26 protein-coding genes are annotated in these 24,371 nt (G+C 67.8%); 15 read left to right on the top strand and 11 right to left on the bottom strand.

The window, feature by feature from the left end; all coding sequences use genetic code 11:
• The first annotated feature begins 75 nt into the window (after positions 1-75).
• The 4 genes from A5760_RS15930 to A5760_RS15915 all read left to right on the top strand — a co-directional run bounded on the left by A5760_RS15930 (position 76) and on the right by A5760_RS15915 (position 2,523).
• On the top strand, positions 76-546 hold the full coding sequence (locus A5760_RS15930; protein WP_064882381.1) for a DUF4395 domain-containing protein: 471 nt from the start codon (positions 76-78) through the stop codon (positions 544-546).
• 36 nt (positions 547-582) lie between these two features.
• Entirely contained in the window at positions 583-1,416 is an 834-nt protein-coding gene (locus A5760_RS15925) for a sulfurtransferase (protein WP_064882380.1), read from the top strand.
• A gap of 1 nt (position 1,417) precedes the next feature.
• On the top strand, positions 1,418-1,720 hold the full coding sequence (locus tag A5760_RS15920) for a DUF1416 domain-containing protein (RefSeq protein WP_007777644.1): 303 nt from the start codon (positions 1,418-1,420) through the stop codon (positions 1,718-1,720).
• A gap of 146 nt (positions 1,721-1,866) precedes the next feature.
• Positions 1,867-2,523, top strand: a complete 657-nt coding sequence (locus A5760_RS15915; RefSeq protein WP_064882379.1) for an FABP family protein — start codon at positions 1,867-1,869, stop codon at positions 2,521-2,523.
• A gap of 247 nt (positions 2,524-2,770) precedes the next feature.
• Here A5760_RS15915 and A5760_RS15910 read toward each other — a convergent pair whose 3' ends face one another.
• Entirely contained in the window at positions 2,771-3,628 is an 858-nt protein-coding gene (locus A5760_RS15910) for an aminodeoxychorismate lyase (protein WP_082279485.1), read from the bottom strand.
• A gap of 109 nt (positions 3,629-3,737) precedes the next feature.
• Between A5760_RS15910 and A5760_RS15905 the strand changes: the two genes are divergently transcribed.
• Both A5760_RS15905 and A5760_RS15900 read left to right on the top strand, forming a co-directional pair.
• Complete coding sequence (locus A5760_RS15905) at positions 3,738-4,832, top strand: YgfZ/GcvT domain-containing protein (protein WP_064882377.1); 1,095 nt, start codon at positions 3,738-3,740, stop codon at positions 4,830-4,832.
• A gap of 146 nt (positions 4,833-4,978) precedes the next feature.
• Entirely contained in the window at positions 4,979-5,164 is a 186-nt protein-coding gene (locus tag A5760_RS15900) for a DUF3073 domain-containing protein (protein WP_064882376.1), read from the top strand.
• A 66-nt stretch (positions 5,165-5,230) separates the two neighbouring features.
• Here A5760_RS15900 and purM read toward each other — a convergent pair whose 3' ends face one another.
• From purM to A5760_RS15885, 3 genes are all read right to left on the bottom strand, one after another.
• On the bottom strand, positions 5,231-6,325 hold the full coding sequence (purM, locus tag A5760_RS15895; protein WP_064882375.1) for a phosphoribosylformylglycinamidine cyclo-ligase: 1,095 nt from the start codon (positions 6,323-6,325) through the stop codon (positions 5,231-5,233).
• A gap of 71 nt (positions 6,326-6,396) precedes the next feature.
• Positions 6,397-7,923 carry an amidophosphoribosyltransferase gene (gene purF, locus A5760_RS15890; protein WP_064882374.1) on the bottom strand — a complete coding sequence of 509 codons (1,527 nt, stop codon included), beginning with the start codon at positions 7,921-7,923 and terminating at the stop codon, positions 6,397-6,399.
• 137 nt (positions 7,924-8,060) lie between these two features.
• Positions 8,061-8,450: a sterol carrier family protein gene (locus tag A5760_RS15885; protein ID WP_064882373.1), complete on the bottom strand. Its 390-nt coding sequence runs from the start codon at positions 8,448-8,450 to the stop codon at positions 8,061-8,063.
• A 19-nt stretch (positions 8,451-8,469) separates the two neighbouring features.
• On the opposite strand from A5760_RS15885, the gene A5760_RS15880 reads away from it, so the two are divergent.
• Complete coding sequence (locus A5760_RS15880) at positions 8,470-9,684, top strand: MCE family protein (RefSeq protein ID WP_064882372.1); 1,215 nt, start codon at positions 8,470-8,472, stop codon at positions 9,682-9,684.
• A 7-nt stretch (positions 9,685-9,691) separates the two neighbouring features.
• Here A5760_RS15880 and A5760_RS15875 read toward each other — a convergent pair whose 3' ends face one another.
• The 3 genes from A5760_RS15875 to A5760_RS15865 form a co-directional block, all read right to left on the bottom strand.
• Positions 9,692-10,321, bottom strand: coding sequence for a CPBP family intramembrane glutamic endopeptidase (locus A5760_RS15875; protein WP_064882371.1), 630 nt, complete (start codon positions 10,319-10,321; stop codon positions 9,692-9,694).
• Positions 10,322-10,340: 19 nt separating this feature from the next.
• The gene (purL, locus tag A5760_RS15870; RefSeq protein ID WP_064882370.1) at positions 10,341-12,638 is read right to left on the bottom strand and encodes a phosphoribosylformylglycinamidine synthase subunit PurL; all 2,298 of its coding nucleotides are present in this window, start codon (positions 12,636-12,638) and stop codon (positions 10,341-10,343) included.
• A gap of 62 nt (positions 12,639-12,700) precedes the next feature.
• Complete coding sequence (locus tag A5760_RS15865) at positions 12,701-13,489, bottom strand: helix-turn-helix domain-containing protein (RefSeq protein ID WP_064882369.1); 789 nt, start codon at positions 13,487-13,489, stop codon at positions 12,701-12,703.
• A gap of 124 nt (positions 13,490-13,613) precedes the next feature.
• Between A5760_RS15865 and A5760_RS15860 the strand changes: the two genes are divergently transcribed.
• Entirely contained in the window at positions 13,614-14,009 is a 396-nt protein-coding gene (locus tag A5760_RS15860; RefSeq protein ID WP_064882368.1) for a nuclear transport factor 2 family protein, read from the top strand.
• A gap of 5 nt (positions 14,010-14,014) precedes the next feature.
• Here the strand turns inward: A5760_RS15860 and A5760_RS15855 are convergent, their stop codons facing one another.
• The gene (locus A5760_RS15855; protein ID WP_064882367.1) at positions 14,015-15,082 is read right to left on the bottom strand and encodes a phosphotransferase; all 1,068 of its coding nucleotides are present in this window, start codon (positions 15,080-15,082) and stop codon (positions 14,015-14,017) included.
• Positions 15,083-15,165: 83 nt separating this feature from the next.
• Here A5760_RS15855 and A5760_RS15850 point away from each other — a divergent pair, with 83 nt between their 5' ends.
• Positions 15,166-15,759 carry a TetR/AcrR family transcriptional regulator gene (locus tag A5760_RS15850; protein WP_064882808.1) on the top strand — a complete coding sequence of 198 codons (594 nt, stop codon included), beginning with the start codon at positions 15,166-15,168 and terminating at the stop codon, positions 15,757-15,759.
• Here the strand turns inward: A5760_RS15850 and A5760_RS15845 are convergent.
• Together A5760_RS15845 and A5760_RS15840 are read right to left on the bottom strand one after the other, a co-directional pair.
• The gene (locus tag A5760_RS15845) at positions 15,753-16,100 is read right to left on the bottom strand and encodes a VOC family protein (protein ID WP_064882366.1); all 348 of its coding nucleotides are present in this window, start codon (positions 16,098-16,100) and stop codon (positions 15,753-15,755) included. The genes A5760_RS15850 and A5760_RS15845 overlap by 7 nt on opposite strands.
• Positions 16,101-16,119: 19 nt before the next feature.
• Positions 16,120-17,379, bottom strand: coding sequence for a M18 family aminopeptidase (locus A5760_RS15840; protein WP_064882806.1), 1,260 nt, complete (start codon positions 17,377-17,379; stop codon positions 16,120-16,122).
• A 77-nt stretch (positions 17,380-17,456) separates the two neighbouring features.
• Here A5760_RS15840 and A5760_RS15835 point away from each other — a divergent pair, with 77 nt between their 5' ends.
• From A5760_RS15835 to A5760_RS15825, 3 genes are all read left to right on the top strand, one after another.
• Positions 17,457-18,467, top strand: coding sequence for a Dyp-type peroxidase (locus tag A5760_RS15835; RefSeq protein ID WP_064882804.1), 1,011 nt, complete (start codon positions 17,457-17,459; stop codon positions 18,465-18,467).
• Positions 18,464-19,261 carry a family 1 encapsulin nanocompartment shell protein gene (locus A5760_RS15830; RefSeq protein ID WP_064882365.1) on the top strand — a complete coding sequence of 266 codons (798 nt, stop codon included), beginning with the start codon at positions 18,464-18,466 and terminating at the stop codon, positions 19,259-19,261. The genes A5760_RS15835 and A5760_RS15830 overlap by 4 nt, the downstream gene beginning before the upstream one ends.
• A 69-nt stretch (positions 19,262-19,330) precedes the next feature.
• Positions 19,331-20,071 (top strand): SDR family NAD(P)-dependent oxidoreductase, encoded by a 741-nt coding sequence (locus A5760_RS15825; RefSeq protein ID WP_064882364.1) that lies wholly within the window; start codon positions 19,331-19,333, stop codon positions 20,069-20,071.
• A 3-nt stretch (positions 20,072-20,074) separates the two neighbouring features.
• Here the strand turns inward: A5760_RS15825 and A5760_RS15820 are convergent, their stop codons facing one another.
• On the bottom strand, positions 20,075-21,787 hold the full coding sequence (locus tag A5760_RS15820) for an MOSC and FAD-binding oxidoreductase domain-containing protein (RefSeq protein WP_064882363.1): 1,713 nt from the start codon (positions 21,785-21,787) through the stop codon (positions 20,075-20,077).
• 234 nt (positions 21,788-22,021) lie between these two features.
• On the opposite strand from A5760_RS15820, the gene A5760_RS15815 reads away from it, so the two are divergent.
• Genes A5760_RS15815 through A5760_RS15805 form a run of 3 tightly spaced genes read left to right on the top strand, consistent with a single transcriptional unit; the run spans position 22,022 to position 24,333 of the window.
• A complete protein-coding gene (locus A5760_RS15815) occupies positions 22,022-22,891 on the top strand; it encodes an alpha/beta fold hydrolase (RefSeq protein ID WP_064882362.1) in 870 nt (289 codons plus the stop codon).
• A gap of 58 nt (positions 22,892-22,949) precedes the next feature.
• The gene (locus A5760_RS15810) at positions 22,950-23,645 is read left to right on the top strand and encodes a TetR/AcrR family transcriptional regulator (RefSeq protein WP_064882361.1); all 696 of its coding nucleotides are present in this window, start codon (positions 22,950-22,952) and stop codon (positions 23,643-23,645) included.
• A 19-nt stretch (positions 23,646-23,664) separates the two neighbouring features.
• Positions 23,665-24,333: a TetR/AcrR family transcriptional regulator gene (locus A5760_RS15805; protein ID WP_064882360.1), complete on the top strand. Its 669-nt coding sequence runs from the start codon at positions 23,665-23,667 to the stop codon at positions 24,331-24,333.
• Positions 24,334-24,371: the final 38 nt, after the last annotated feature.

Raw genomic sequence — 24,371 nt, 5'->3', positions numbered from 1 at the left:
CGGCCCGGGTTCCAGACCGTGGCACGTCTCCATTCGTCGTTTCCGTCAGCAACAGAGGTATCGAGGAGTAGTACCTTGCCAAGCAGCAACACCACCACGCAGCCCGACCTGGTCGACGTGCGCGGACCACGATTCGCAGCTTGGGTCACCACCGCAGTCTTGGTGCTCGCGCTGGCCGTGTCCGCGGCAAGTCCGCCGGCCGCCGCGGTGATCCTGGCCGTCCAAGCCGTCATCTTCGCCGTCGGCGCGGCCGCGGGGCCGCGCAAGCACCCGTACGGCCGCATCTTCGCCACCGTCGTCGCGCCGCGGCTGGGCCCGGTGCAGGATCGCGAACCGACTCCACCGCTGAAGTTCGCCCAACTAGTCGGCCTGATCTTCGCGGTGCTCGGCACCGCCGGATTCGCCACCGGCGCCGTCCTATTCGGCGTCATCGCCACCGCGGCCGCCCTCGCGGCCGCGTTTCTCAATGCGGCCTTCGGCATCTGCCTGGGCTGCCAGCTCTACCCGCTGGTGGCCCGCTTCCGACGCCCTGCGCGTCCTACCTGACCTGCTGTAACAAAAGCGATTGAAAGGATCCACTCCATGGCACGCTCCGACGTCCTGGTCTCCACCGACTGGGCTGAGAGCAATCTCGACGCCGCAGGCGTCGTCTTCGTCGAAGTCGACGAAGACACCAGCGCTTACGACGCCGGCCACATCCCCGGCGCGATCAAGCTGGACTGGCGCTCCGACTTGCAGGACCCGGTCAAACGCGACTTCGTCGACGCTCAGCAGTTCTCCAAGCTGCTCAGCGAGCGGGGCATTTCGAATGACGACACCGTGATCCTCTACGGCGGCAACAACAACTGGTTCGCCGCCTACGCCTACTGGTACTTCAAGCTGTACGGCCACGACAAGGTGAAGCTGCTCGACGGTGGCCGCAAGAAATGGGAGCTCGACGGCCGCGCGCTGTCCAGCGACACCGTCAGCCGGCCGGCGACGTCGTACACCGCCGCCGCACCGGACAACAGCATCCGGGCTTTCCGCGACGACGTCATCGCCGCCATCAACGTCAAGAACCTGGTCGACGTGCGCTCCCCCGACGAGTTCTCCGGCAAGATCCTGGCGCCCGCGCACCTGCCGCAAGAGCAAAGCCAGCGGCCCGGCCACATCCCCGGCGCCATCAACGTGCCGTGGAGCAAGGCCGCGAACGAGGACGGCACCTTCAAGTCCGACGAGGAGCTGGCCAAGCTCTACGCCGGCGCCGGCCTCGACGGCGAAAAGGAAACGATCGCCTACTGCCGCATCGGCGAGCGGTCGTCGCACACCTGGTTTGTTCTTTATGAATTGCTCGGGCATCGGAATGTGAAGAACTACGACGGCAGTTGGACGGAATACGGCTCCCTGGTGGGTGCCCCGATCGAGTTGGGAAGCTGATATGTGCTCTGCACCGAAACAAGGACTGACGTTGCCCGCCAGCGTCGACCTGGAGAAGGAAACGGTGATCACCGGTCGCGTCGTGGATGGCGAGGGCCAGGCAGTGGGGGGCGCGTTCGTCCGCTTGCTGGACTCCTCGGACGAGTTCACCGCCGAGGTGGTGGCGTCGGCCACCGGTGACTTCCGGTTCTTCGCCGCGCCGGGATCCTGGACCCTGCGTGCCCTGTCGAAGGCCGGCAACGGCGACGCCGTGGTGGCGCCGTCCGGTGCGGGCATCCACGAGGTCGACGTCAAGATCGCCTGACCCGCCGGCCGCCCCCGACGGGGACGCCGCGGGACGAATAGACTTGTCCCCGTGGTGCTGTTCTTCGAGATCATGCTGGTTGTGGCGGTCGTGGTGATTTCATGGTTCGCCCTGTACACCCTCTATCGGCTCATCACTGACGAGTCGTGAGTCCCGAAGAACCGCTGAGTTCCGCCGGATCCGGCGACCGGGCGGTGGCCGCCGCCGCTGAGCGCGCCAAGCTGACCGCCGGCCGCAACATCCCGTCCTACGATGACCTGCCCCTGCCCGCCGACACCGCGAACCTGCGCGAAGGCGCCAACCTGAGCGATGACCTGCTGGCGCTGCTGCCGCTGGTCGGTGTGTGGCGCGGCGAAGGCGAAGGCCGTGGGAACGACGGCGACTACCGGTTCGGCCAGCAGATCGTGGTTTCGCACGACGGCGGCGACTACCTGAACTGGGAAGCCCGCTCCTGGCGGCTCAGCGAGACGGGCGACTACCAAGAACGCGGCCTGCGCGAGACCGGTTTCTGGCGCTTTGTCACGGATCCCGACGACCCCGGCGAATCGCACGCGATCGAACTGCTGCTGGCCAATTCGGCGGGCTACGTCGAACTGTTCTACGGCCGCCCGCTGACCCAGTCGTCGTGGGAGCTCGTCACCGACGCGCTGGCCCGCAGCAGGTCGGGCATGCTGGTCGGCGGTGCAAAACGCCTCTACGGCATCGTCGAAGGCGGCGACCTCGCCTACGTCGAAGAGCGGGTGGACGCCGACGGCGGTCTGGTGCCGCATCTCTCGGCACGGCTGTCCCGCTTCGCCGGCTAGTAACGACCTCCAGACATGGAGCGGCCCCCGAGCCGTGTTCCTGGTTGGACAAAAACCGGAAGCTCGGGGGCCGGGTGACTGCGGGGAATTCGCTAGCGCACTTGTGACGCCAGCTCTTCCGAGCAGGTGCTGCTAGCGCGCAGCCACCTCACATGTCCATGAAGCTATCAATTTCGCGGACCACCTCCTTCCTTGTGTACGACCGACCGTACCGGCGGATCGGCCAGCCGACAACAGAATTCAGCGCTCAGCGATCGCTGACGACGGCGGCGTCGATCAGTTCGGCGAAGTCCGTCGCCATCGGTGACGGCTGCAGCGGGCGGCCATCGAGGGTGTGCACGCGGGCGGCCAAGGTCATGCTGGAGATCAGCCAAACACCTTGGGCGGCATCCAGATCCGCGACGCGCAGCGCCCGGTAGTCGCAGTCATAGCCCTTGTCCCTGGCCACCTCGAACAGGGCCTGCTGAGTGGTGCCGCGCAGGATCGGATACCACGGCGGCGGTGTCAGCAGGCATGGTGTCTCGGAGGCGGTGGCGATCACCACTGTCGAGCGTGGGCCTTCCAGGATGTAGCCGTCCGTGCTGACGAAGATGACGTCACCGGCGTCCTGACGGGCGGCATGGCGCAGGGCCGCCATATTGACCGCGTAGGACAGGGTCTTGGCGCCGGCCAGCAGCCACGGCATCGCATCGACACCAGTGGCGGGCAGCCCGCGGTCGAGCGTGATCGCCGCCAGCCCGCCCCGCCGGACCGCCGTCACCCGTTCGGGAACGGCGTTGACCATGACGAACGCCGTCGGCACCGAACCGCCCTCGCGCCCGCGGCTGTAGATCAACCGCATCGCGCCCTCGTCGGCGCTGCCCGCGCACCACCGCCGGGTGGCTACCTCGATCGCGCTTCGCCACCGCGGCAGATCCGGCCCGGGCAGATCGGTCAACGCGGCCGACTGGGTCAGCCGCTGCAGATGCGACTCGATCAGACAGGCCCTGCCGTCGCGGACCAACAGCGTCTCGAAGACACCGTCGCCGCGGACCGCAGCCAGGTCGTCGGCGTGCAGCAGGGGCGCGTCGGGCGAATGTATTTCGCCGTCCAGCGTGACGATCACACCCGTTGGGCCGGCCATGGTGGAGAAGCCTATCCAATGACCCCAGGCCCGCGACCGCAAGCGCGGCCACGCAGGGCCGCAAGCGCCGGCCGATCCGTAGAGTTGACTCGTGACCCGCGCTGTTCCCGCACCCGAGACCGGACCCGACGCCGGAGCGATCTGGCATTACGGCGACCCGCTCGGCGAGCAGCGTGCGACCGACACCGAGGCGATACTGGTCGACCGCTCGCACCGCGGCGTGCTCACCCTGACCGGAAACGACCGGCAGACCTGGTTGCACAGCATTTCGACGCAATTCGTCAGCGACCTGCCCGACGGCGCCAGCACGCAGAACCTCAGCCTCGACGGCCAGGGCCGCGTCGAGGATCACTGGATCCAGACCGAGCTGGCCGCCACCACCTACCTGGACACCGAGCCGTGGCGGGCCGAGCCGCTGCTGCAATACCTGCGCAAGATGGTGTTCTGGTCGGAGGTCACCCCGGCCGGTGCCGATCTGGCCGTGCTGTCGCTGCTCGGGCCGAAGCTGGCTGACCAGGCCGTTCTCGACGCGCTCGGGGTGGACGCGCTGCCGGCCGAGCTGACTGCGGTTGCCGTCGGCGACGGGTTCGTGCGGCGGATGCCGGGCACCCCGGCCGGTCAGATCGAGCTGGACCTGCTGGTTCCGCGCGCCGCGGTCGGCGATTGGCGAAATCGCCTGACGGAGGCCGGGGTGCGATCCAGTGGGGTGTGGGCCTACGAAGCCCATCGCGTCGCGGCGGTGCGGCCCCGCCTCGGGGTCGACACCGATGAGCGCACGATTCCGCACGAGGTGGGATGGATCGGTGGCCCCGGCGCAGGGGCCGTCCACCTGGACAAGGGCTGTTACCGCGGGCAGGAGACGGTCGCACGGGTGCACAACCTGGGCAGGCCACCCCGGATGCTGGTGCTGCTGCACCTCGACGGGTCGGTGGACCGGCCGTCGACCGCGGATCCGGTGCTGGCGGGCGGGCGCACGGTCGGCCGGCTCGGCACCGTGGTCGACCACGTGGATCTCGGCCCCATAGCGCTGGCACTGCTGAAGCGCGGGCTGCCCGCCGACACGGAATTGGCGACCGGAGCGGAGGCCTCGGTGGCTGCGGTGATCGATGCCGATTCCCTGCCTGAAACCGAGCAGATCGGCGCCGGGCGGTTAGCTGTTGAACGGTTACGGGGCGGTGCGGGATAATGAACGGTAACGTCCGCCACAGCAAGCAGGGGGCGCCAACGCCCGGTGGCGGGGCACGGTAAACTGTTGGCAGGACAATACGACACCAGGAGATCGGAGCCGCCTACTCGTTAGGCCGCTCCGTTATTGCGCGAGGGGGTTCCCCCATGGGCCGCGGCCGGGCTAAGGCAAAGCAGACCAAGGTTGCTCGAGAACTCAAATACAGTTCTCCGCAGACCGACTTCGAGCGGCTTCAGCAAGAGCTGTCCGGAACGGGTTCGGACGAGTCCAACGGACTGGGCAGCGACGGATCCGACGAATCCTGGGACGACCAGGACAGCTGGCGGCGGTAGAGCCAACGCCCGGGCGCCGATGCGTAGTGCACCGGCGCCGCGTTAGTTGTATCGGGTACGAGCTCCCTAGAATCTCGGGTGCTGACCGACCATCTTGGCCCGCGGGCCCTCTTTTCCGCCTTTGCCGACGGTGCCCAGCACCCAGCAGTCCAAGTGCCGGGCGGTCAGGATGGCCAGAGCGCGATCGGTGTCTTCGGGAGCCACCATGGCGATCATGCCGACGCCCATGTTGAACGTCTTCTCCATCTCCTCGCGCGTCACCCGGCCGCGCTGGGCGATCATGGCGAACACCGGAGCAGGCGTCCAGGTGCCGCGGTCCATCTCGGCGACCAGCCCGTGCGGGATGACGCGTTGCAGGTTGCCGGCCAGCCCGCCGCCGGTGACGTGGCAGAAGGTGCGGACGTGGGTTTCGGCCGTGAGCGCCAGGCAGTCCTTGGCATAGATGCGGGTGGGTTCGAGCAGCTCTTCACCCAGGGTGCGGCCGAATTCCTCCACATAACCCTCGAGGTTCATCCGGTCGATCTCGAGCAGCACGGTGCGCGCCAGCGAATATCCGTTGGAGTGCAGGCCGGACGAGCCCATCGCGATGATGACGTCACCGGGTTTGACCCGGTCGGGCCCGAGCACATCGTCAGCCTCGACGACACCGATGCCGGTGGCCGAGATGTCGTAGTGGTCCGGTTCCATCAGACCGGGATGTTCGGCCGTCTCGCCGCCCAGCAGCGCGCAGCCGGCCCGCACACATCCCTCGGCGATGCCACTGACGATGGCGCTCAACCGTTCCGGCACCGTGCGGCCCACCGCGATGTAGTCCTGCAGGAACAGCGGTTCGGCGCCGCACACCACCAGGTCGTCGACCACCATCGCGACCAGGTCCAGCCCGACGGTGTCGTGCTTGTCCATCGCCTGGGCGACCGCCAGCTTGGTGCCGACGCCATCGGTGGACGCCGCGAGCAGCGGCTCGCGGTAGTCGCCGCGTAGCGCGAACAGGCCGGCGAATCCGCCCAGGCCGCCCCGAACCTCGGGTCGCGTGGCTTTTGTGGCCAGCGGCTTGAACAGTTCGACGGCGCGATCGCCGGCTTCAATGTCCACCCCGGCCGACGCGTAGGTGATGCCCTGACTGCCGTGGTGGCGTCCGGGGCTCTTTCCGGGATCCGTCATCGCGATAAAGGCTACCGGGCGGCGCTGACGGCCGGTATCAAACGTCGGTGAAGGTGTGCAACCGAGTCCCCTCAGTGCACGACGGGCACTTCGTCGGCCGCGAGATCGTCGAGGCCGGAGCCGCGCGCGGCATTGGCGAGCATGTGCTCGATGACGTTCTTGCCCAACGCGGATTCCCCGGGCAGTTCGATCGGATACTGGCCGTCGAAGCACGCGGTGCACAGCCGGGAGGCCGGCTGTTCGGAGGCCGCGACCAGGCCGCGCAGCGAGATGTAGCCCAGCGAGTCGGCGCCGATGGCGTGCCGCACCGCTTCGAGCATCTCCTTCTTGTCTTCGACCGCGTTGGCGATCAGTTCGGCCGGCGACGGGAAGTCGATGCCGTAGAAGCAGGGCCATTTGACCGGGGGCGACGCGATCCGGACGTGCACTTCGACGGCGCCGGCCTCGCGCAGCATCCGCAGCAGGGCACGCTGGGTGTTTCCGCGCACAATCGAGTCGTCGACGACGATGAGCCGCTTACCGCGGATGACCTCGCGAAGCGGGTTGAGCTTCAGCCGGATACCGAGTTGGCGGATGGTCTGTGACGGCTGGATGAAAGTGCGCCCGACGTAGGCGTTCTTCATCAGGCCCTGGCCGTAGGGGATGCCCGACTCCTGCGCGTATCCGACCGCGGCGGGCGTGCCCGACTCGGGCACGCCGATCACCAGGTCGGCGTCGACGGGACGCTCCCGGGCCAACCGGCGACCGATCTCCACCCGGGTCGCGTGGACGGACCGGCCGGCGATCGTGCTGTCCGGTCGCGCCAGGTAGACGTACTCGAAGATGCAGCCCTTGGGGGTGGGGTTGGCGAAGCGCGTGGAGCGGACGCCGTCGGCGTCGATGGCCAGCAGTTCGCCCGGTTCGATGTCACGCACGAACGAGGCGCCGACGATGTCGAGCGCGGCCGTTTCAGAGGCCACCACCCAGCCGCGATCCAGCCGTCCGAGCGAAAGTGGCCGCACCCCATGCGGATCGCGGCACGCATACAGGGTGTTCTCGTCCATGAAGGTCAGGCAGAACGCCCCGCGCACGGTCGGCAGCAGCTCCAGCGCCGCCTGCTCCAGGGTGGCGTCCGCCGCGCCGTGGGCCAGCAGCGCGCCCAGGATGTCCGAGTCCGTGGTCGCCGGCGCCGGGGCGCGCTTGGCGATCAGCCCCTCGTCGCGGGCGCGGGCGGCGAGCTCGGCGGTGTTGACCAGGTTCCCGTTGTGTCCCAACGCAACCCCGGTGCCGGCTGCGGTGTTGCGGAACACCGGCTGCGCGTTTTCCCAGGTGGTGTCGCCGGTGGTCGAGTAGCGGCAGTGGCCGATGGCGACGTGGCCCGGCATGGCGCCCAGCGTCTGTTCATCGAATACCTGGCTGACCAGGCCGAGGTCTTTGAAGACCAGCACCTGGGATCCATCGGCGACGGCGATGCCGGCGGCTTCCTGGCCGCGATGCTGCAGTGCGTACAAGCCGTAATAGGTGAGTTTGGCGACGTCCTCGCCCGGGGCCCAGACCCCGAATACACCGCATTCTTCACGGGGTGCGCTGAAATCCTCTTCGGGCTCTTGAACGGTCACGATTAGGCAGCTCCCCGGGGAACGGTTGGTGACGTAACGGAGTCTACGGGCACCGTGGCCGCGCCGACGAATCCGCCGGGCGTGTTGACCGGCGAATTGCCGGTGAAATTCCCTAAACCTGCAGTTCAGGGTTATGTTCAGCCCACATCGAACAGGGGCAGCCAGTGTCCAATCTCACCGGCTCGCGAGCCGGAAAGCCGCAGTACACCTGTGCTCTGCGCCTCGGCGAACGACGATTTTCCGGTGGCCAGCAACAGCCAGGTCCGCGGGTCGGTCTCCACCACATTGGGCGGCGTGCCCCGGGTGTGTGTGGGCCCGGCGATGCACTGCACGGCGACGAACGGCGGGATGCGCAGCTCCACGCTTCGCCCGGGCGCCACGGCGGCCAGGGTGCGGGCGGTCAGCCGCACGGCCGTCGCCAATTCCTGCCGGTCGGGCACCGGACGGGATTCGTCGAGGAGCCAGTCCGCGACGGCCAACACGGCCTGCCGGGTCTTCGCCGGATCGGCTTTGTCGCGGGGGGCCATGCCCTAGGGTCTCAAAATCATGGAGCCCCGTCGCTCACGGGCGCGGCCGCCGTACAAGGTCGCCGGTCTGGTGACGATCGTGGTCACGGGGTTGATCGGGTCGCTTCTCTATCTGCAATTTCGGGGCGATCTCACGCAAAACACGAAGCTGACGATGGTGGCCCCGCGGGCGGGCCTGGTGATGGATCCCGGCTCCAAGGTCACCTACAACGGGGTACAGATCGGCCGGGTGTCGAGCATCTCGGAGACGACGCATGACGGCAAGCCGGCCGCCAGGGTGGTCCTGGACATCACCCCGAAATACGTCAAGCGGATCCCGGCCAACGTGGCGGCCGCCGTCAAGGCAACGACGGTGTTCGGCAACAAATATGTGGCGCTGAGCGCACCGACGAACCCTGCGGCGCAATCGATCACGCCCTCGATCGTGATCGATGCGACGTCGGTGACAACCGAGTTCAACACCCTCTTCGAGACGCTCACCTCGATCGCGGAGAAAATCGATCCGGTCAAGGTGAACCTCACGCTCAGCGCGGCCGCCCAGTCGCTGACGGCACTGGGCGAAAAATTCGGCGCCTCGCTGGTCAACGGTAACGCCATCCTCGACGACCTGAACCCCCGGATGCCGGCCCTGCGCACCGACGTTCAGCGGTTTGCGGCCCTGGGCGATACCTACGCGCGCGCCTCCCCCGACCTGTGGGACGCGCTCGATCACGTGGTGACCACCGCGCGCACCCTCAACGCCCAGCAACGCGACCTCGATGCCGCCCTGCTGGCGGCCGCCGGATTGGGCGACGCCGGCGCCGACGTCTTCGGGCGCAGCGGACCATTCTTCGTCCGCGGCGCCGCCGACCTGGTTCCCAGCAGTCAACTGCTCGACGAGTACAGCCCCGAAATCTATTGCACCATCCATAATTTCGATGAGGTCGCACCGAGAATCCACAACGCGCTGGGCGATAACGGCTACTCGCTGGGCGCCCACGCCTCGGGCGCCATCGCCGGGGCCCCCAACCCGTACATCTGGCCGGAGAACCTGCCACGCACCAACGCCAGGGGCGGCCCCGGCGGACGAGCCGGCTGTTGGCAGAAGATCACCCGAGAATTGTGGCCCGCCCCGTTCCTGGTGATGGACGCCGGCGCAAGCATGGCTCCCTACAACCACTTCGAAGTCGGCTCGCCACTCGCGGTCGATTTCGTGTGGGGCCGCCAACTGGGTGACTACACCATCAATCCGTGACGACGGGTCAGCGGTTCGACGCCTGCACGGCCAGCACGGCGATCGCCCCGGCTTCGTTGATGGCCAGGTGCGCGAGCATGGGTGCGGCCAGGCTGCCCGACCGGTCGGCCAGCCAACCAAAGAGCCAGCCCGCGATCCCGGTGACCAGCACGGTTGCGGCCACCGGCTCACCCGCCGCGCGCGCATCGGTGATGTGCGACAGACCAAAAGCGCTGGCCTGCAACAACCGTCCGCCGTGTGGCCCGAAAGCGGCGGAGCCGGCGGCGGCCAGCGCCCCGCGAAAGGCGGACTCCTCCGACCACACGGTGGCCACCGGTATCCGCAGCAGCAGCCAGTCCGGCGCCGTCGCCGGTGGCTCGCGGCCGGCCATCGATCGGCGCACCGGAGGCAGCAGGGTTGTCGCCGCGACCGCGCAAGCAGTCGGGACCGCGGCCAGCGACCCCAGCCGCAGGCCGGCCCGTAGCCGGGGCGGACCCAGGCCCAGGGGCGCACGCGTTATCGACACCAGCAGGCCGACCACGCCGGCTTGCAGCACCGCTCGCCACGAGGCCGGCAACCGGGGACTGATGAAGCTCCAGCCGACCAGGGCGGCGGCCAGGGACAACGCGAAGGTCCGACGGAAATGCCTGTCAGACATCAGGTTTCGCCGCGGGCACTCATCCGAAGAGCCGCGGCAGCACCGCCTCGAAGGTCTCGCGCAGTTCGGCCAGCGAGACCGTGAACAGTCCCTGGACCTCCACCGCGTCGGACGCCTGGTCGACCACGCCGATGCGCATCGCCGGCAGTCCCCGCGCCTCGCACATCGAACGGAACCGGCTCTCCTCGGTGCGCGGCACCGCCACCAACACGCGGCCCGCCGACTCGGAGAACAACGTCACGAACGGGTCGGCATCCTCGGGAAGCACGATGCGACAACCGGTTTCGCCGGCCAGGGCGGCTTCGACGATGGCCTGCGCGAGGCCGCCTTCGGACAGGTCGTGCGCCGCGGACACCAGGCCGTCGCGCGACGCCGAACGCAGCACCTCGCCCAGCAGCTTCTCGCGCGCCAGGTCGACCTTGGGCGGCAGCCCGCCGAGATGGTCGGCGGTCACTTGCGCCCAGGTCGAACCGTCGAACTCGTCGGCCGTATCCCCAAGCAGCATCAGGGTTTCCCCGGGCTCGGTGCCCAGACCGGTGGGGATGCGCCGGCCGACGTCGTCGATGACGCCGAGCACCCCTACCACCGGGGTGGGCAGGATCGCCGTCGATCCGGTCTGGTTGTAGAAGCTGACGTTGCCGCCCGTCACCGGAATGCCCAGGGCCACACAGCCGTCCGCCAGGCCGCGTACCGCCTGCGAGAACTGCCACATCACTCCGGGGTCTTCGGGCGAACCGAAATTCAGGCAGTTGGTCACCGCGACCGGGGCCGCCCCGGTGACGGCGACGTTGCGGTAGGCCTCGGCGAGGGCGAGCTGGGCGCCGGTGTAGGGATCCAGCTTCGTGTAGCGGCCGGACGCGTCGGTCGACAGGGCGATGCCGCGGCCGGTGGTTTCGTCGACGCGCAGCACGCCGCCGTCGGGGTGCTCGGCCAGCACGGTGTTGCCGCGCACGTAGCGGTCGTACTGCTCGGTGATGAATGCCCGGCTGCACAGGTGCGGACTGCCCAGCAGCGCAAGCAAAGTCGCGCGCAGTTCGTCACCGGTGGCCGGCCGTGGCAGCCGCCTCGAGCTGTCGGCGTTCAGCGCGTCCTGCGTGTCGGGACGGGCTACCGGGCGCTGGTAAACCGGGCCTTCGTGGGCGACGGTGCGCGGCGGCACGTCGACGACCGTCTGGCCCTGCCAGGTGATCCGCAACCGGTCGCCGTCGGTGACCTCGCCGATCACTGTGGCCAGCACGTCCCACTTGCGGCAGACCGCCATGAAGGCGTCGACGTTTTCCGGGGTGACGACGGCACACATCCGCTCCTGGGACTCGCTGCACAGGATCTCCGCGGGCGTCATCTGGTTGGTGCGCAGCGGCACGGTCTCGAGCTGGATCGCCATCCCGCCGTCGCCTGCGGACGCCAATTCTGAAGTGGCGCATGATAATCCGGCGCCACCCAGGTCCTGGATGCCGACCACCAGGTGACCGGCGTACAGCTCGAGGCAGCACTCGATGAGCACCTTCTCCATGAACGGGTCGCCGACCTGAACCGAAGGCAGCTTCTTGCGGGAACCCGCGCTGTCGAAGGTTTCGGACGCCAGCACCGACACCCCGCCGATGCCGTCCAGCCCGGTGCGGGCACCGAACAGGATGATCTTGTTGCCGGTGCCGGAGGCGAAGGCCAGATGCAGGTCCTCCTGGCGCAATACACCGACGCACATGGCGTTCACCAACGGGTTGCCGGCGTAGCACGCATCGAAGACGGTCTCGCCGCCGATGTTGGGCAGGCCCAACGAGTTGCCGTATCCGCCGATACCGCGGACCACGCCGTCGACCACGCGGCGCGTATCCGGCGCGTCCGCGGCGCCGAACCGAAGCTGGTCCATCACCGCGACCGGCCGCGCGCCCATCGCCATGATGTCGCGGACGATCCCGCCGACTCCGGTGGCCGCACCCTGATAGGGCTCGACGTAGGACGGGTGGTTGTGCGACTCGACTTTGAAGGTGACCGCCCAGCCGTCGCCGATGTCGACGACGCCGGCGTTCTCGCCGATGCCGGCCAGCATCCCGGTGCGCATCTCGTCGGTGGTGGTCTCGCCGAAGTAGCGCAGGTGCACCTTGGACGACTTGTAGGAGCAGTGCTCGCTCCACATCACCGAGTACATCGCCAGCTCGGTGTCGGTGGGGCGACGGCCGAGGATCTCGCGGATGCGCTGATATTCGTCGTCTTTGAGGCCCAGCTCGGCGAAGGGCTGCGGTTCGTCGGGAGTGGTGGCGGCGTGCTCGACGGTGTCGATGGCCTGGGTGCGCGCACTCGTCCCGGAGACAGTCACGCCAGACAGTCTAGGGCTGGGCGGCGTGCAGGCGCTTTCGCCGCCCTTCAGTCAGGCGGTACCTATCCGCCGCGAAGCAGGTCTGCGCTTTCGGTGTCGGCGGGGTAGAACAACTCGACGGCCAGTTCGGCGAGGGTGACGTCGAGCGGGGTCCCGAACGTGGTGAGCGTCGTGAACATCGACAACCGTCGACCCCCACCGACGTCGAGGACGAACGGGATCAGCAACGACGCGCTATCCGGGGGTGCGCGCCGCGCGTCGGCCGCGGCCGCGACCCCTGGGTAGTCGCGTACCTCCTCGTCGAGTGCCGCCAATTCTGGGTCGTCGGTGAGCGCGATGGTGCGCCGCAACTGATGCAGCAGGTAGCCGGCCCAGTCCGGGAAATTCAGGGTTCGCCCGGCCAGGCCGTCGGGGTGCAAGCACAACCGGTAGACGTTGGCCGGCGGGCCCAGCAGCTTCTCGGGTAGGCCGGTGGTCAGTGCGGAGGCTGCCGCGTTGGTCCCCACGATGTTCCAGCACCGGTCGATGACGATGCCCGGGTAGGGATGGTGCGCATCGAGCAGGCGCTGCACCGCGTCCCGAGCCGGGGAGAGTGCGGCATCCTCCAACGGGCGCGATTGGTAGCGCGGCGCGAAACCGGCGGCGAGGAGCAGCGTGTTGCGTTCCCGCAGCGGTATATCGAGGCCGTCGGCCAGGGTGAGCACCATTTCCGGACTGGGGCGCGAGCGTCCCGTCTCGATGAAGCTCAGATGCCGCGCCGACACACCGACACTCAGCGACAGATCGAGCTGACTCACCCGTCGGCGCGTCCGCCATTCGCGCAACAACTCACCAACCGCCGCATGGCCCACCAGGCAACGGTAACCACGCCGGCGCACTCACGGCGATGACCTCGGAGGTAATTGCGGGGCCGCACAACGCGGCGACACGCTTGCTGTACGCGCTCGATCGGAGCGCCCGATCCAAGGAGGAACCATGACAGACGTCCAATCCGCGCCCAAGTTCAGCGCCGAGGTTTTCGCGGCATACTGGGCCGCACCGACCATGTCGCGCGGCTTCGACATCCTCGCCGAGGACATCGTCGGCTACTGGCCCGGCGATCCGGAGCCGGTGCGGGGGATCGAGGCATACACGGCGAAAATCGCCGAATTGCTCGAGGCCGCACCGGATTTGCGGCTCGAGGTGATCGACAGCGCTACCGTCCCCGCCGCCGCCGAAGGTGAGGAACTGGTGTTCTTGCACTACGTCGGTCGGGGCACCGGCCCGGACGGACCTTTCCGGATCCGGGGCATCGACCGCGTGCGCACCCGCAACGGGATCGTGGTGGAGAACGTCATCCGCTACGACCCGCTCTTCCTCGACCAGGGCTGAGACCGCTAGGCGATCTCGGCCAGCGCGGCCGCCGCCTCGAGGTCGGCGTAGGCGAACGAATACCGTTGTGCCAGAGCGACCGAGACGTCGGTGCGCTGCCACTCCCCGGCGCTGGCGGTCACCAGCCACAGCGTCAGTCCGTGTGCCACCGATGCCCGGTAACGCAACCAGATCTCATCAGCGCTGGGCATCTCGTCGACCGGCAGGGCGAGCGCGTCGCGATACTCCTCGAGTAGCGCGCGCTCGCTGCGCCGGCGATCCTCGACGGTCAGGGCGCCCTGCAGGAAGTAGCCGAGATCCAGCGACCAGTTGCCCCGGCGGGCCACCTGCCAGTCGAGGAACCCGACCTCGCCGCTCGGCAGCAGATAGGTGTTGCCGATGTGCGGATCGCCGTGCAGCAGGGTCTGCGGCGAGGTCGTCAGCGTCCGGATGTAGGGCTTCCAGATCGACTCGATCAGCCCGTCGATGGTCAACGACATGACCTCGCGCGGCGCGTCGGCGCCGAGGCGTTCCAGCGCGACTGGCAATGGTGCCGCCTGCATGCCCTCCCAGGTGACGAAGGGTTCGAGCCACTGCAGCGCGGGCTCGCGCCGCACGCGCTCTCCCCAATACTTGCCGTGCATCCGGCCCAGGCCCCGCACGCCGGTGGCGACCTCGTCGACGGTCATCGGCCGCGTGCCGTCGCGGGGATCGGCGCCGCGGGCGCGCAGATCTTCCATCACCAGAACGAAGTCGTAGTCGGCCTCGTCGATCAGCGCGGTGTAGACCGCGGGATGCTCGAGCGGCAAATCCACTCCGCAGGTGAACAGTCGCGGCTCGTGGAACATGCCGCTGGTCAAGCGAATCAGGGCCTTGTGCGCGGGATCGGCGGCCTTGACGAAGACGGTCGCGGGACCCGCGCCATCGCGGTAGGTGACACGCAACCGGGCACGTCGGTTGGTGCCGTCATCGCGAAGTTCGACGCCTACCGTGTCGACCTGCGCGCCCGGGAAGTGCGCGGCCAGCGCCGCCGACATCCATTCGGGGGTGATGTCGTCCCAGGTCCTGGGCACCGACAACGAAATAGCGCTCACCCGCGAGCCCCTTCCTAGAAACGACACGTATCGTTTCCTACACTGTCGGGATGAAGGTAGCCCAATCCGACCGCCCGCCGCCACTGCCCGACGAACGGGTGGGCCGGCCGCGGGACACCCGGCTGAATCAGACGATCCTCACGGCCACCCGCGAACTCCTCACCACCGGCAGTTACGCCGAGCTGTCGATGGAAAGCGTCGCCACCCGGGCCGGCGTCGGAAAGAAGACCCTCTACCGGCGCTGGTCGTCGAAAGCCCCGTTGGTCGCCGAGGCGGTGTTGGAAGCGTACGGAGGATCGGGGTCCTTCCCCGTCGCCGAGACCGGGGACGTGCACGCCGATCTGCAGCGTTGGCTTGATGAGCACGCGGAATTCTTAGCCGAGCCGCCGAACGCCGCGTTGGTCAGGGCGTTGGTCGCCGCGTCGGCCGCGCGCCCGGCCGACGGCGCCGATCTCTACCGACAGCTCAGCGCGCCGCAGCTCGAGGGATTGATGACCCGGCTACGGCGTGCCGTTGCGGACGGCGAACTGCGCGCCGACGCCGACCTCGATGCCGTGGCGGATGCCCTCATCGGAACGCTGCTCTTCGACGCGCTGACGCATCCGGGCGATCGCAGCACGCGACGATTCGACGGTCTGCTCGACGCACTGCTGAACGGCGTATCGGTCGATCACTGACCTGCGACGCAGAACACGTTGCCCTCCGGGTCGGCCAGCACCACCCAGCGGAACTCATCGCTGATTTTGCGTCCGCCCACCTTGGTGGCCCCGGCCGCAGTCAGCCGCGATACTTCGGCGTCGACGTCCGCCGCGCTGAAATCGAGGTGTACGCGATTCTTGCCCGGAGTCGGTTCGGGCACTTTCTGGAATCCGAGCCGGGGACCTTCCGGCCGCGTCACCGCGACGAATTCATCGGGAAGGAGTTCTTGCGTAGTACCGCCAAACTGCGCGGCCCACCATCCGGCCAACGTCGCCGGATCGCCACAATCGAAGGTGACCATTTCCACGTTGAGCGCCATACCGCCCGACGTTAGGCCGTCACTCGGCTGCTAGAAAAGCCCGCATCGCGGCCGAGTAGGCGGCCACGTCATGCGCGCCCATCAGCTCGCGCGCGGAGTGCATCGCCAGCTGCGCGGCGCCGACGTCGACGGTGGGAATGCCGGTCCGGGCCGAGGCCAGCGGCCCGATCGTCGACCCGCACGGCAGGTCGGCACGATGCTCGTAGCGCTGCAGCCCAACTCCGGCCCGCTCGCACGCCAGCGCGAAGGCCGCCGCCGTCCGGCCGTCGGTGGCGTAGCGCAGATTCGGGTGCACCTTGAGCACCGGCCCGGCGTTGATCGCGATCGGATGACCCGGCTCGTGCCGCTCCGGGTAGTTGGGGTGGGTGGCGTGTGCCATATCGGCCGAGGCGAGCAAGGAGGCCGACAGGCGCCGCAGGTAGTCCTCGCGGCTGCCGCCCGCGGCGAGCACGATGCGCTCCAGCACGGTGCCCAGCAGGTCGGACTGCGCGCCGTGATCCGACGACGAACCAACCTCCTCGTGATCGAAAAGCACCACCACGGGCAGATAGGCGCCGGCCCGCTCCACGGCCAGCAGCGCCTCCAGCCCCGCATAGCAACTCGCCTGGTTGTCCAGCCGGGGCGCGCTCAGTAGGTCGGTGTCGGCGCCGATCACCCTGGCGGGAGTCAGGTCGTGCGTCATCAGATCCGCGGCCAGCACGTCGGCCGGCGCCACCCCGGCCCGCTCGGCGACATAGCCCACGAACGATCGCGCTTGGTCGCCAACGCCCCACACCGCGTTGACATGTCGCTGCGGATCCAGCGTCAGCGATTTGCGATCCTCGGCCAGATGGATGGCCAGCTGCGGCACGCGCAGGATCGGGTCGTCGATCCGGACCAGTCGATGGTCGACACCGCTGCCATCACGTACCGACAACCTGCCGCTGATCCCGAGGTCGCGGTCCAGCCACGAATTGAGCCAGGCTCCCCCGTACGGCTCCAGCGCGACCACCTGCCAGCCCGCGACGGCCCGGTCGGGATGCTGCTTGACTCGCAGATTGGGACTGTCAGTGTGCGCGCCGACAATCCGGAACGGCCCGCTGGACTCGACGCTGTTCCATGCGACCAGCGAGCCGGCGCGAACGGTGAAGTAGCGGCCCGGTTGAGCGGGCCACGGGTCGGATTCGCGGAGTTCGGTGTACCCGGAGGCAAGCAGCCGGCCCGCCACGGTGGCGCAGACATGGAACGGCGACGGGGAGGCGTCGATGAATTCGCAGAGGCCTGCGGCGCTGGCCGACATGTTCACCATCATGGCTGCCGGTGACGGCGCAGTTCACGCTGGGCCTGATTGCGCGGCTCCTTGCTAAGGTCGCCCATGTGCCTCCGGTTCAGCCGCAGCCCGTCCTCGCGCCGTTGACGCCTGCGGCGATCTTCCTGGTGGTGACCGTCGACGACGGCGGCGAGGCGGCGGTGCACGACGCGCTGCCCGACATTCCCGGGCTGGTGCGCGCGATCGGTTTCCGCGAACCGCAGAAACGGTTGTCGGCGATCGCCTCGATCGGCTCCGACGCGTGGGATCGCCTGTTCTCCGGACCGCGGCCCGCCGAACTGCATCGGTTTCCCGAGCTGAACGGACCGCGGCACACCGCGCCCGCCACACCGGGGGATCTGTTGTTTCACATCAGGGCCGAGAGCTTGGACGTCTGCTTCGAGCTGGCCGACCGGATCCTCAAATCGATGGCCGGTGCGGTCACCGTGGTCGACGAGGTGCACGGTTTCCGCTACTTCGACAACCGCGACTTGCTCGGATTCGTCGACGGCACCGAGAACCCGGACGGCGCACTGGCCACCAGCGCCACCGCGGTCGGCGACGAGGACCCCGACTTCGCCGGCTCTTGCTATGTGCACGTGCAGAAGTACGTACACGACATGTCGTCGTGGAATGCGATCCCGGTCACCGAGCAGGAGCGCGTGATCGGCCGCACCAAGCTGGACGACATCGAGCTCGACGACGACGTCAAGCCGGCCAACGCCCACATCGCCCTCAACGTGATCACCGACGATGACGGCACCGAGCTGAAGATCGTGCGGCACAACATGCCGTTCGGCGAGCTCGGCAAGAGCGAATACGGCACGTACTTCATCGGCTATTCGCGCACACCGCAAGTCACCGAACGGATGCTGCGCAACATGTTCCTCGGGGATCCGCCCGGCAACACCGACCGCATCCTGGACTTCTCCACGGCCGTCACCGGCGGATTGTTCTTCTCCCCCACCCTCGACTTTCTCGACGATCCGCCGCCGCTGCCCGAAGCGCCGGCGGCGGAAACGACTGTTGCACAGAACGGCTCACTTTCGATCGGCAGCCTGAAAGGAACCACGTCATGAACAACCTCTACCGCGATCTGGCACCGGTCACCGAAGCCGCCTGGGACGAAATCGAATTGGAGGCGACCCGCACCTTCAAACGCCACATCGCCGGGCGCCGGGTGGTCGACGTCAGCGAGCCCGGCGGACCGGTGACCGCCGCGGTGAGCACCGGCCGGCTGGCGAACGTGGCGTCCCCCACCGACGGGGTGGAGGCTCACCTGCGGGAAAGCAAACCCCTTGTCCGACTGCGGGTTCCGTTCACCCTGTCGCGTTACGAGATCGACAACGTCGAGCGCGGCGCCAACGACTCCGACTGGGACCCGGTCAAGGATGCCGCCAAGAAGCTGGCGTTCGTCGAAGACCGGGCCATCTTCGAGGGCTACGCCGCGGCATCCATCGAGGGCATCCGCTCCGCCAGCTCGAACAAGTCGCTGACCCTGCCGGCGGATCCGCGCGAGATTCCCGACGTCATCACCCAGGCGATCTCGGAACTCCGGCTCGCCGGTGTCGACGGCCCCTACTCGGTGCTGCTGTCCGCCGACGTCTACACGCGGGTCAGCGAGACGACCGAACACGGCTATCCGATCCTCGAGCACATCGACCGGCTGGTCCCCGGAGACATCATCTGGGCGCCGGCCATCGACGGTGCCTTCGTGCTGACCACCCGCGGCGGCGACTTCGACCTGCAGCTCGGGCACGACGTGTCCATCGGGTACACCAGCCATGACGCGGACACCGTGCAGCTGTATCTCCAGGAGACGCTCACCTTCCTGTGCTACACCGCGGAGGCGGCCGTCCCGCTCAGCCCGTAGGAATAATTACCGGCGAGCCACTGCTTACCCGGAGAGAAAACGAACTTCTCTCTTGGAGGCAGGGTTTCGATGGCAACAACTTTGGCCGGCTCGACCGCATTGGTGACCGGCGCGACATCGGGGATCGGCCGCGAAATCGCATTGCAGCTTGCAACTCGCGGCGCCGAGGTCGTGGTGCAGGGCCGCAATGCCGAACGCGGCGCCAAAACCGTTCGAGACATTGAAAATGCCGGTGGCAAGGCGCGTTTCGTCGCGGCCGACCTCAACGTCGCCGCCGATGTCCGGCGGTTGGCCGCCGAGGCGGGGCCGGTGGACATCCTGATCAACAACGCCGGCATCTACGAGTTCGGCCCCACGGCGGACACCGACGACGCGACCTTCGACGAACACGTCAACGTCAACCTGCGTGCGCCGTACATCCTGGTGCAGCAGTTGGTGCCGGCCATGGCCGCTCGGGGCAACGGCGCCGTGGTCAGCGTGAGCACCCTCGCCGCGTCGGTGGCAACACGCGGGGCGGGGATCTACGGAGCCACCAAAGCCGGCGTAGAGCAGCTGACGCGTGTCTGGGCCGATGAATTCGGCGAGGCGGGCGTGCGGGTGAACGCGGTGGCCGCGGGGCCGACCGACACGCCCGGGGCCGCGGCACTTCCGGGTGTCCTCGACACCATTGCGGCGATCACCGCCCTGAAGCGGGTGGCCGATGCGAGTGAAATCGCCAGTGCAGTGGTCTTTCTCGCCTCTCCGGAGGCCAGTTATGTCAACGGCGCTATCTTGCACGCAACCGGAGGGCAGCAAGCAATCGTCGCCTGAGGACTAGAGATCGAGCACCACGTCGGTCTCGGGGGCAGCGGAGCAGATGAGGACCGACCCGTCACCGGGCGGCTCCAACGGCTGCTGAACGTAAGTGGTCGTCCCGGCAACGATTCCGGTCACGCACACGTGACACACCCCGCTTCGACAGGAGAATCGGGTCGGCACGTCGCAGGCTTCGGCGAGATCGAGGATACTCCGGTATGCGGGTGACCAGTCGACGGTTAATCCGCTGCGCGTGAAGGTGATCGCGGGCCCGGTTCCCGGTGGCCCGACGGGTGGGTGGGGTGGCCTGCGCTCGCCTGTGTCGACAACTCCCGGGTTGATCGCGGGTAGCGCACCGAACAACTCGCTGTGGATGCGGGCCGGGTCGAAACCCATGCCGGTCAGAGCGTCGCGCATGTCCGCCATGAACTGCGTTGGACCGCAAAGGTAGACGGTGGCGCTGGCGGGCAGGCCCAATTTCGCGATGGACTCTCGGCGCAGCCGACCCTGCGTTTCGGTGTAGAAGACCTGCTGCCTGGCGTGCGGTAACGAATCGATGAGTTTCGCGACTTCGGCTGCAAAGACTTGGGTTTCGCGGTTGCGGGTGGTGTGCAGCCACCAGATGTCACGCCCACTCCGGGCCACCGACAGCGCATGCAGCATTGCCAGGACGGGCGTCGCGCCGATTCCGGCGGAGAACAGGACAACCGGACCGCTGTCTTCGGCGAGGTAGAAGTCGCCGCGTGGGGCGGCCGCCGCTATCACCGATCCCGGCTGGATGTGGGCATGCAGCCACCGGCTCACCACGCCGTGGTCCTCGCGCTTGACACTGATTCGGTAATAGCCGGCGTTGGAATCGTCCGACAGGGAGTAGCTGCGCAGCGGCGCGGGCTCGCCGGCGCCGGTGACCTTGACCGTCAAGTACTGGCCGGGAAGCGCCGGTGGCAGCGGACTGCGGTCAACGGCGTCGAGCCGGATCGAAAGAACTTGGGCACTCTCCCAACGTGTTTGGGTGACCCGCAAATCACGAAAGCCCTTCCGCCCCGGTTCGACCCCGATTGGTGGCGCTACCGCGGGTCCCCCGTCATCGTGTGCGGCCAGCAGCTCGTGAAAAGACTGCTGCCAGCCCGGGCTGAGCGCCGGAACGTCGATGGCCTTGCGCAGCGTTTCGACGCTGCGGTCGGGCAGATAGAGCAGGGCGTCGACGTCGGCGACGCTGAGTTCGTGACGGCCACGGCGGCTGCGCACGATGTCGTCGCCGGCCCGCACATGGCCCTCGGTGATCACCCGGAGGTAGAAGCCCGGGCGATGTTGAGAGACGAGCAGATTGGGCATGTCGGGCTCGTCGAGGCGGATGCCGACCCGAAAACAGGTGACACGTGGCTGGGTGACCTCGAACTCGGCATCGCCGATCCGATAGCGATCCCCGATGCAGACGTCATCGTCGGCGAGCCCGGTAACGGTGAAGTTCTCGCCGAAGTGTCCGGGTTGCAGGTCGTCGCGACCCAGGTAGGCCTTCCAGAACTCGTAGGCCTCGGTCTGGTACACCATGACGGCGCGTTGCTCCCCACCATGACCGGCGAGGTCCCCCTGGCCGTCGCCGTCGACGTTCAGCCGGCGCACCATCGCTGGCCCCTCGATCGGGGCCTTCCAGATCCCGGTGTAGACGGTTTTGTCCCGCCATTGGACGTTCTTGGGCATGCCCACGTTCACCGAAACAAGCCTGCCCACTGTGTCACCTCGAACCAGCTTGTATTCGTACCGAGCCCCAACTGGGATGGTTCGCCCAGAATATGGCAGGCCGGTCCGCACGGCAATACATCGGCTTCACGGGCTGTCGCGAGCCGCCCGTTTGGTGCATACTGGGTCATACAACCCATAAAACTGGGGTCTGGGTTCCGCGCACCTCCATCGGACGCCGCCGCGGCGCACGATGCTGAAATGCATTGAGTCAGGAGGAATGCCATGCCTGCGGTTCATCATCGCTACGCCACCGTCGACGGCCATCGGATCTTCTACCGGGAGGCCGGGGATCCCGCCGCTCCCGCGGTGGTTCTCCTGCACGGGTTTCCCACCAGCTCGTACATGTTCCGCCACCTGATCCCGGCCCTCGCCGACAAATACCACGTCATCGCGCCGGATCACCTCGGCTTCGGGCTGTCCGACGCTCCACCGGTCGACGAGTTCGACTACACCTTCGACGCGCTGACCGACCTGACGGCGGGTCTGCTGGGGACCCTGGGCGTCGACCGGTACGCCATGTACGTCCAGGACTACGGCGCACCGATCGGCTGGCGGCTCGCGCTGCGCGAGCCGGCCGCCATTACCGCGATCATCAGCCAGAACGGCAATGGCTATGACGCGGGATTCGTCGAGAGCTTCTGGAAGGTCGTGCAGGCGTACCAACAGGAGCAGACGCCGGCCACCGAGGCGCCGGTGCGCCGGTTTCTCACGCTCGATGCCACCCGCTGGCAGTATGTCACCGGCGTGGCCGACGAGACACTGATCGATCCCGACTCCTGGCATCACGACTACGCGTTGCTCTCCCGGCCCGGCAATGATCTGGTGCAGCTCAAGCTGTTTCGCGATTACGCCACCAACGCTCCCCTGTATCGGCGCCTGCACGAATACTTCCGCGCCAGCCGGGTGCCGCTGCTCGCGGTGTGGGGCCGTGGCGACGAGATCTTCGGGCCGGCCGGCGCCGAGGCGTTCGCCGACGACCTCCCGGACGCCGAGATCCACCTGCTCGACGGCGGCCACTTCCTCTTGGAGTCCGCGTGCGACGACGTCGCCCAGCTCATCCGTGGCTTCCTCGCCAAGCGAGTCACGGCCTGACCTGATGTATGGGCTGGAGATCCCAAAAATGGGGGCGCTCCCGGGTTAGCCTGGCGCGATGGCCCATCCCGATGTTCACGACGAACAACGGTTGACCGCCAAGGGGCGCGCCACCCGCGACCGGATCGTGCAGGCGGCGGCCCAGCTGATCGTCACCGAGGGTCTGTCCGCGTCGAACATGGACAACGTGCGCCGCGCGGCGTCGGTCAGCGGCTCACAGCTTGCACACTATTTCGCCGACAAGGCGGCGCTGATACGCGCGGTGATCCGGCGCCAGATCGGCGTGGTCTTGGACTTTCACCGCCAGCCCACCCTTCGGGACCTGGGTTCGCTCGACGACTTCGAGCGGTGGATCGATCTCAACATGCGCTACCTGCGCCGCATCGGCTATTTCGGGACCCCCACCTATCACGCACTCACCGCCCAGCTGGCGAAGTCCGACGACGCCACGCGCGACGCCCTGGCCACCGGCTACTGGCAGTGGATCGAGTTGTTAGAGCGGGCAATTCAGCGAATGAAGGATGGCGGGCTGCTGGTTCGCGATGCCGATCCGCGCCGGCTCGCCATGGTGATCGTCGCCGCGCACCAAGGAGGTGGCGTGCTGACGTTCACCTATCAAGAGGAGTGGCCGCACGCCGATGCGATCCGCTTCGCGGTGAACTACCTGCGCCTGTTCGCCACCGACAGCGCCGAACGAGTACCCCGTCCACCGCGCCGGTCGCGGGGGCGCCGGCCGGCGCGACGAGCAAGCTGAGGCTCTCAGAGGTGACGACGTGACTGAACGGCCCGCATCGCGGTTCACCCGCAAGGGACTGGCTACGCGCGCGCGGATCATCGAGGTGGCCGCCCGGCTGATGTTCGAGCGTGGCGTCGCCAACACGAGTGTCGACCAGGTGCGGCGCACGGCCGGGGTGGGCGGATCCCAGATCTCGCACTACTTCACCGACAAGCGCGACCTGACCCGGCACGTCGTCGAGGCGCGCCGTAATGATGTGCAGGCCTTCCACACTCGGCCGCAATTCGCCGAACTCGACAGCTTCGAAGCGCTGCAGGCATGGGCCGATGCCTGCGTGTGCGACATCGACAGCGTGTACCGCATCGGAGGTTGTGTCTATGGGTCCTTGGCCGGCGAGCTGATCGAGGCCGACCGCGAAATACACAACGACCTCGCCGCGGGATACGACCAATGGATTGAGCTGTTTCGGGCCGGCCTCGAGTCGATGCGCGATCGCGGCGACCTGCGCCCCGACGCCGACCCGCGGCATCTGGCCGTGTCGCTGGTCACCGCACATCAGGGCGGCGCGATGCTCACCCACGTCACCGGCGATCCGCAACCGTTGCGGGCCGCCGTCAATGCTGCCGTCGACTACGTGCGCTCCTTCGCGGCCCAACCCCCGCTTAAGGGTCGATCCGCGTCGTCTCGCGATCAGCGCAAAGCCTGAAGTAGTGACCTTTCGCTGGACATGGTGGATCTGGCCGC

Source organism: Mycobacterium colombiense, from assembly GCF_001665835.1.
Classification (GTDB): Bacteria; Actinomycetota; Actinomycetes; order Mycobacteriales; family Mycobacteriaceae; genus Mycobacterium; species Mycobacterium colombiense_A.
Note: the sequence above shows the minus strand (reverse complement) of the source record. Positions and strands in the feature narration are given on the sequence as shown.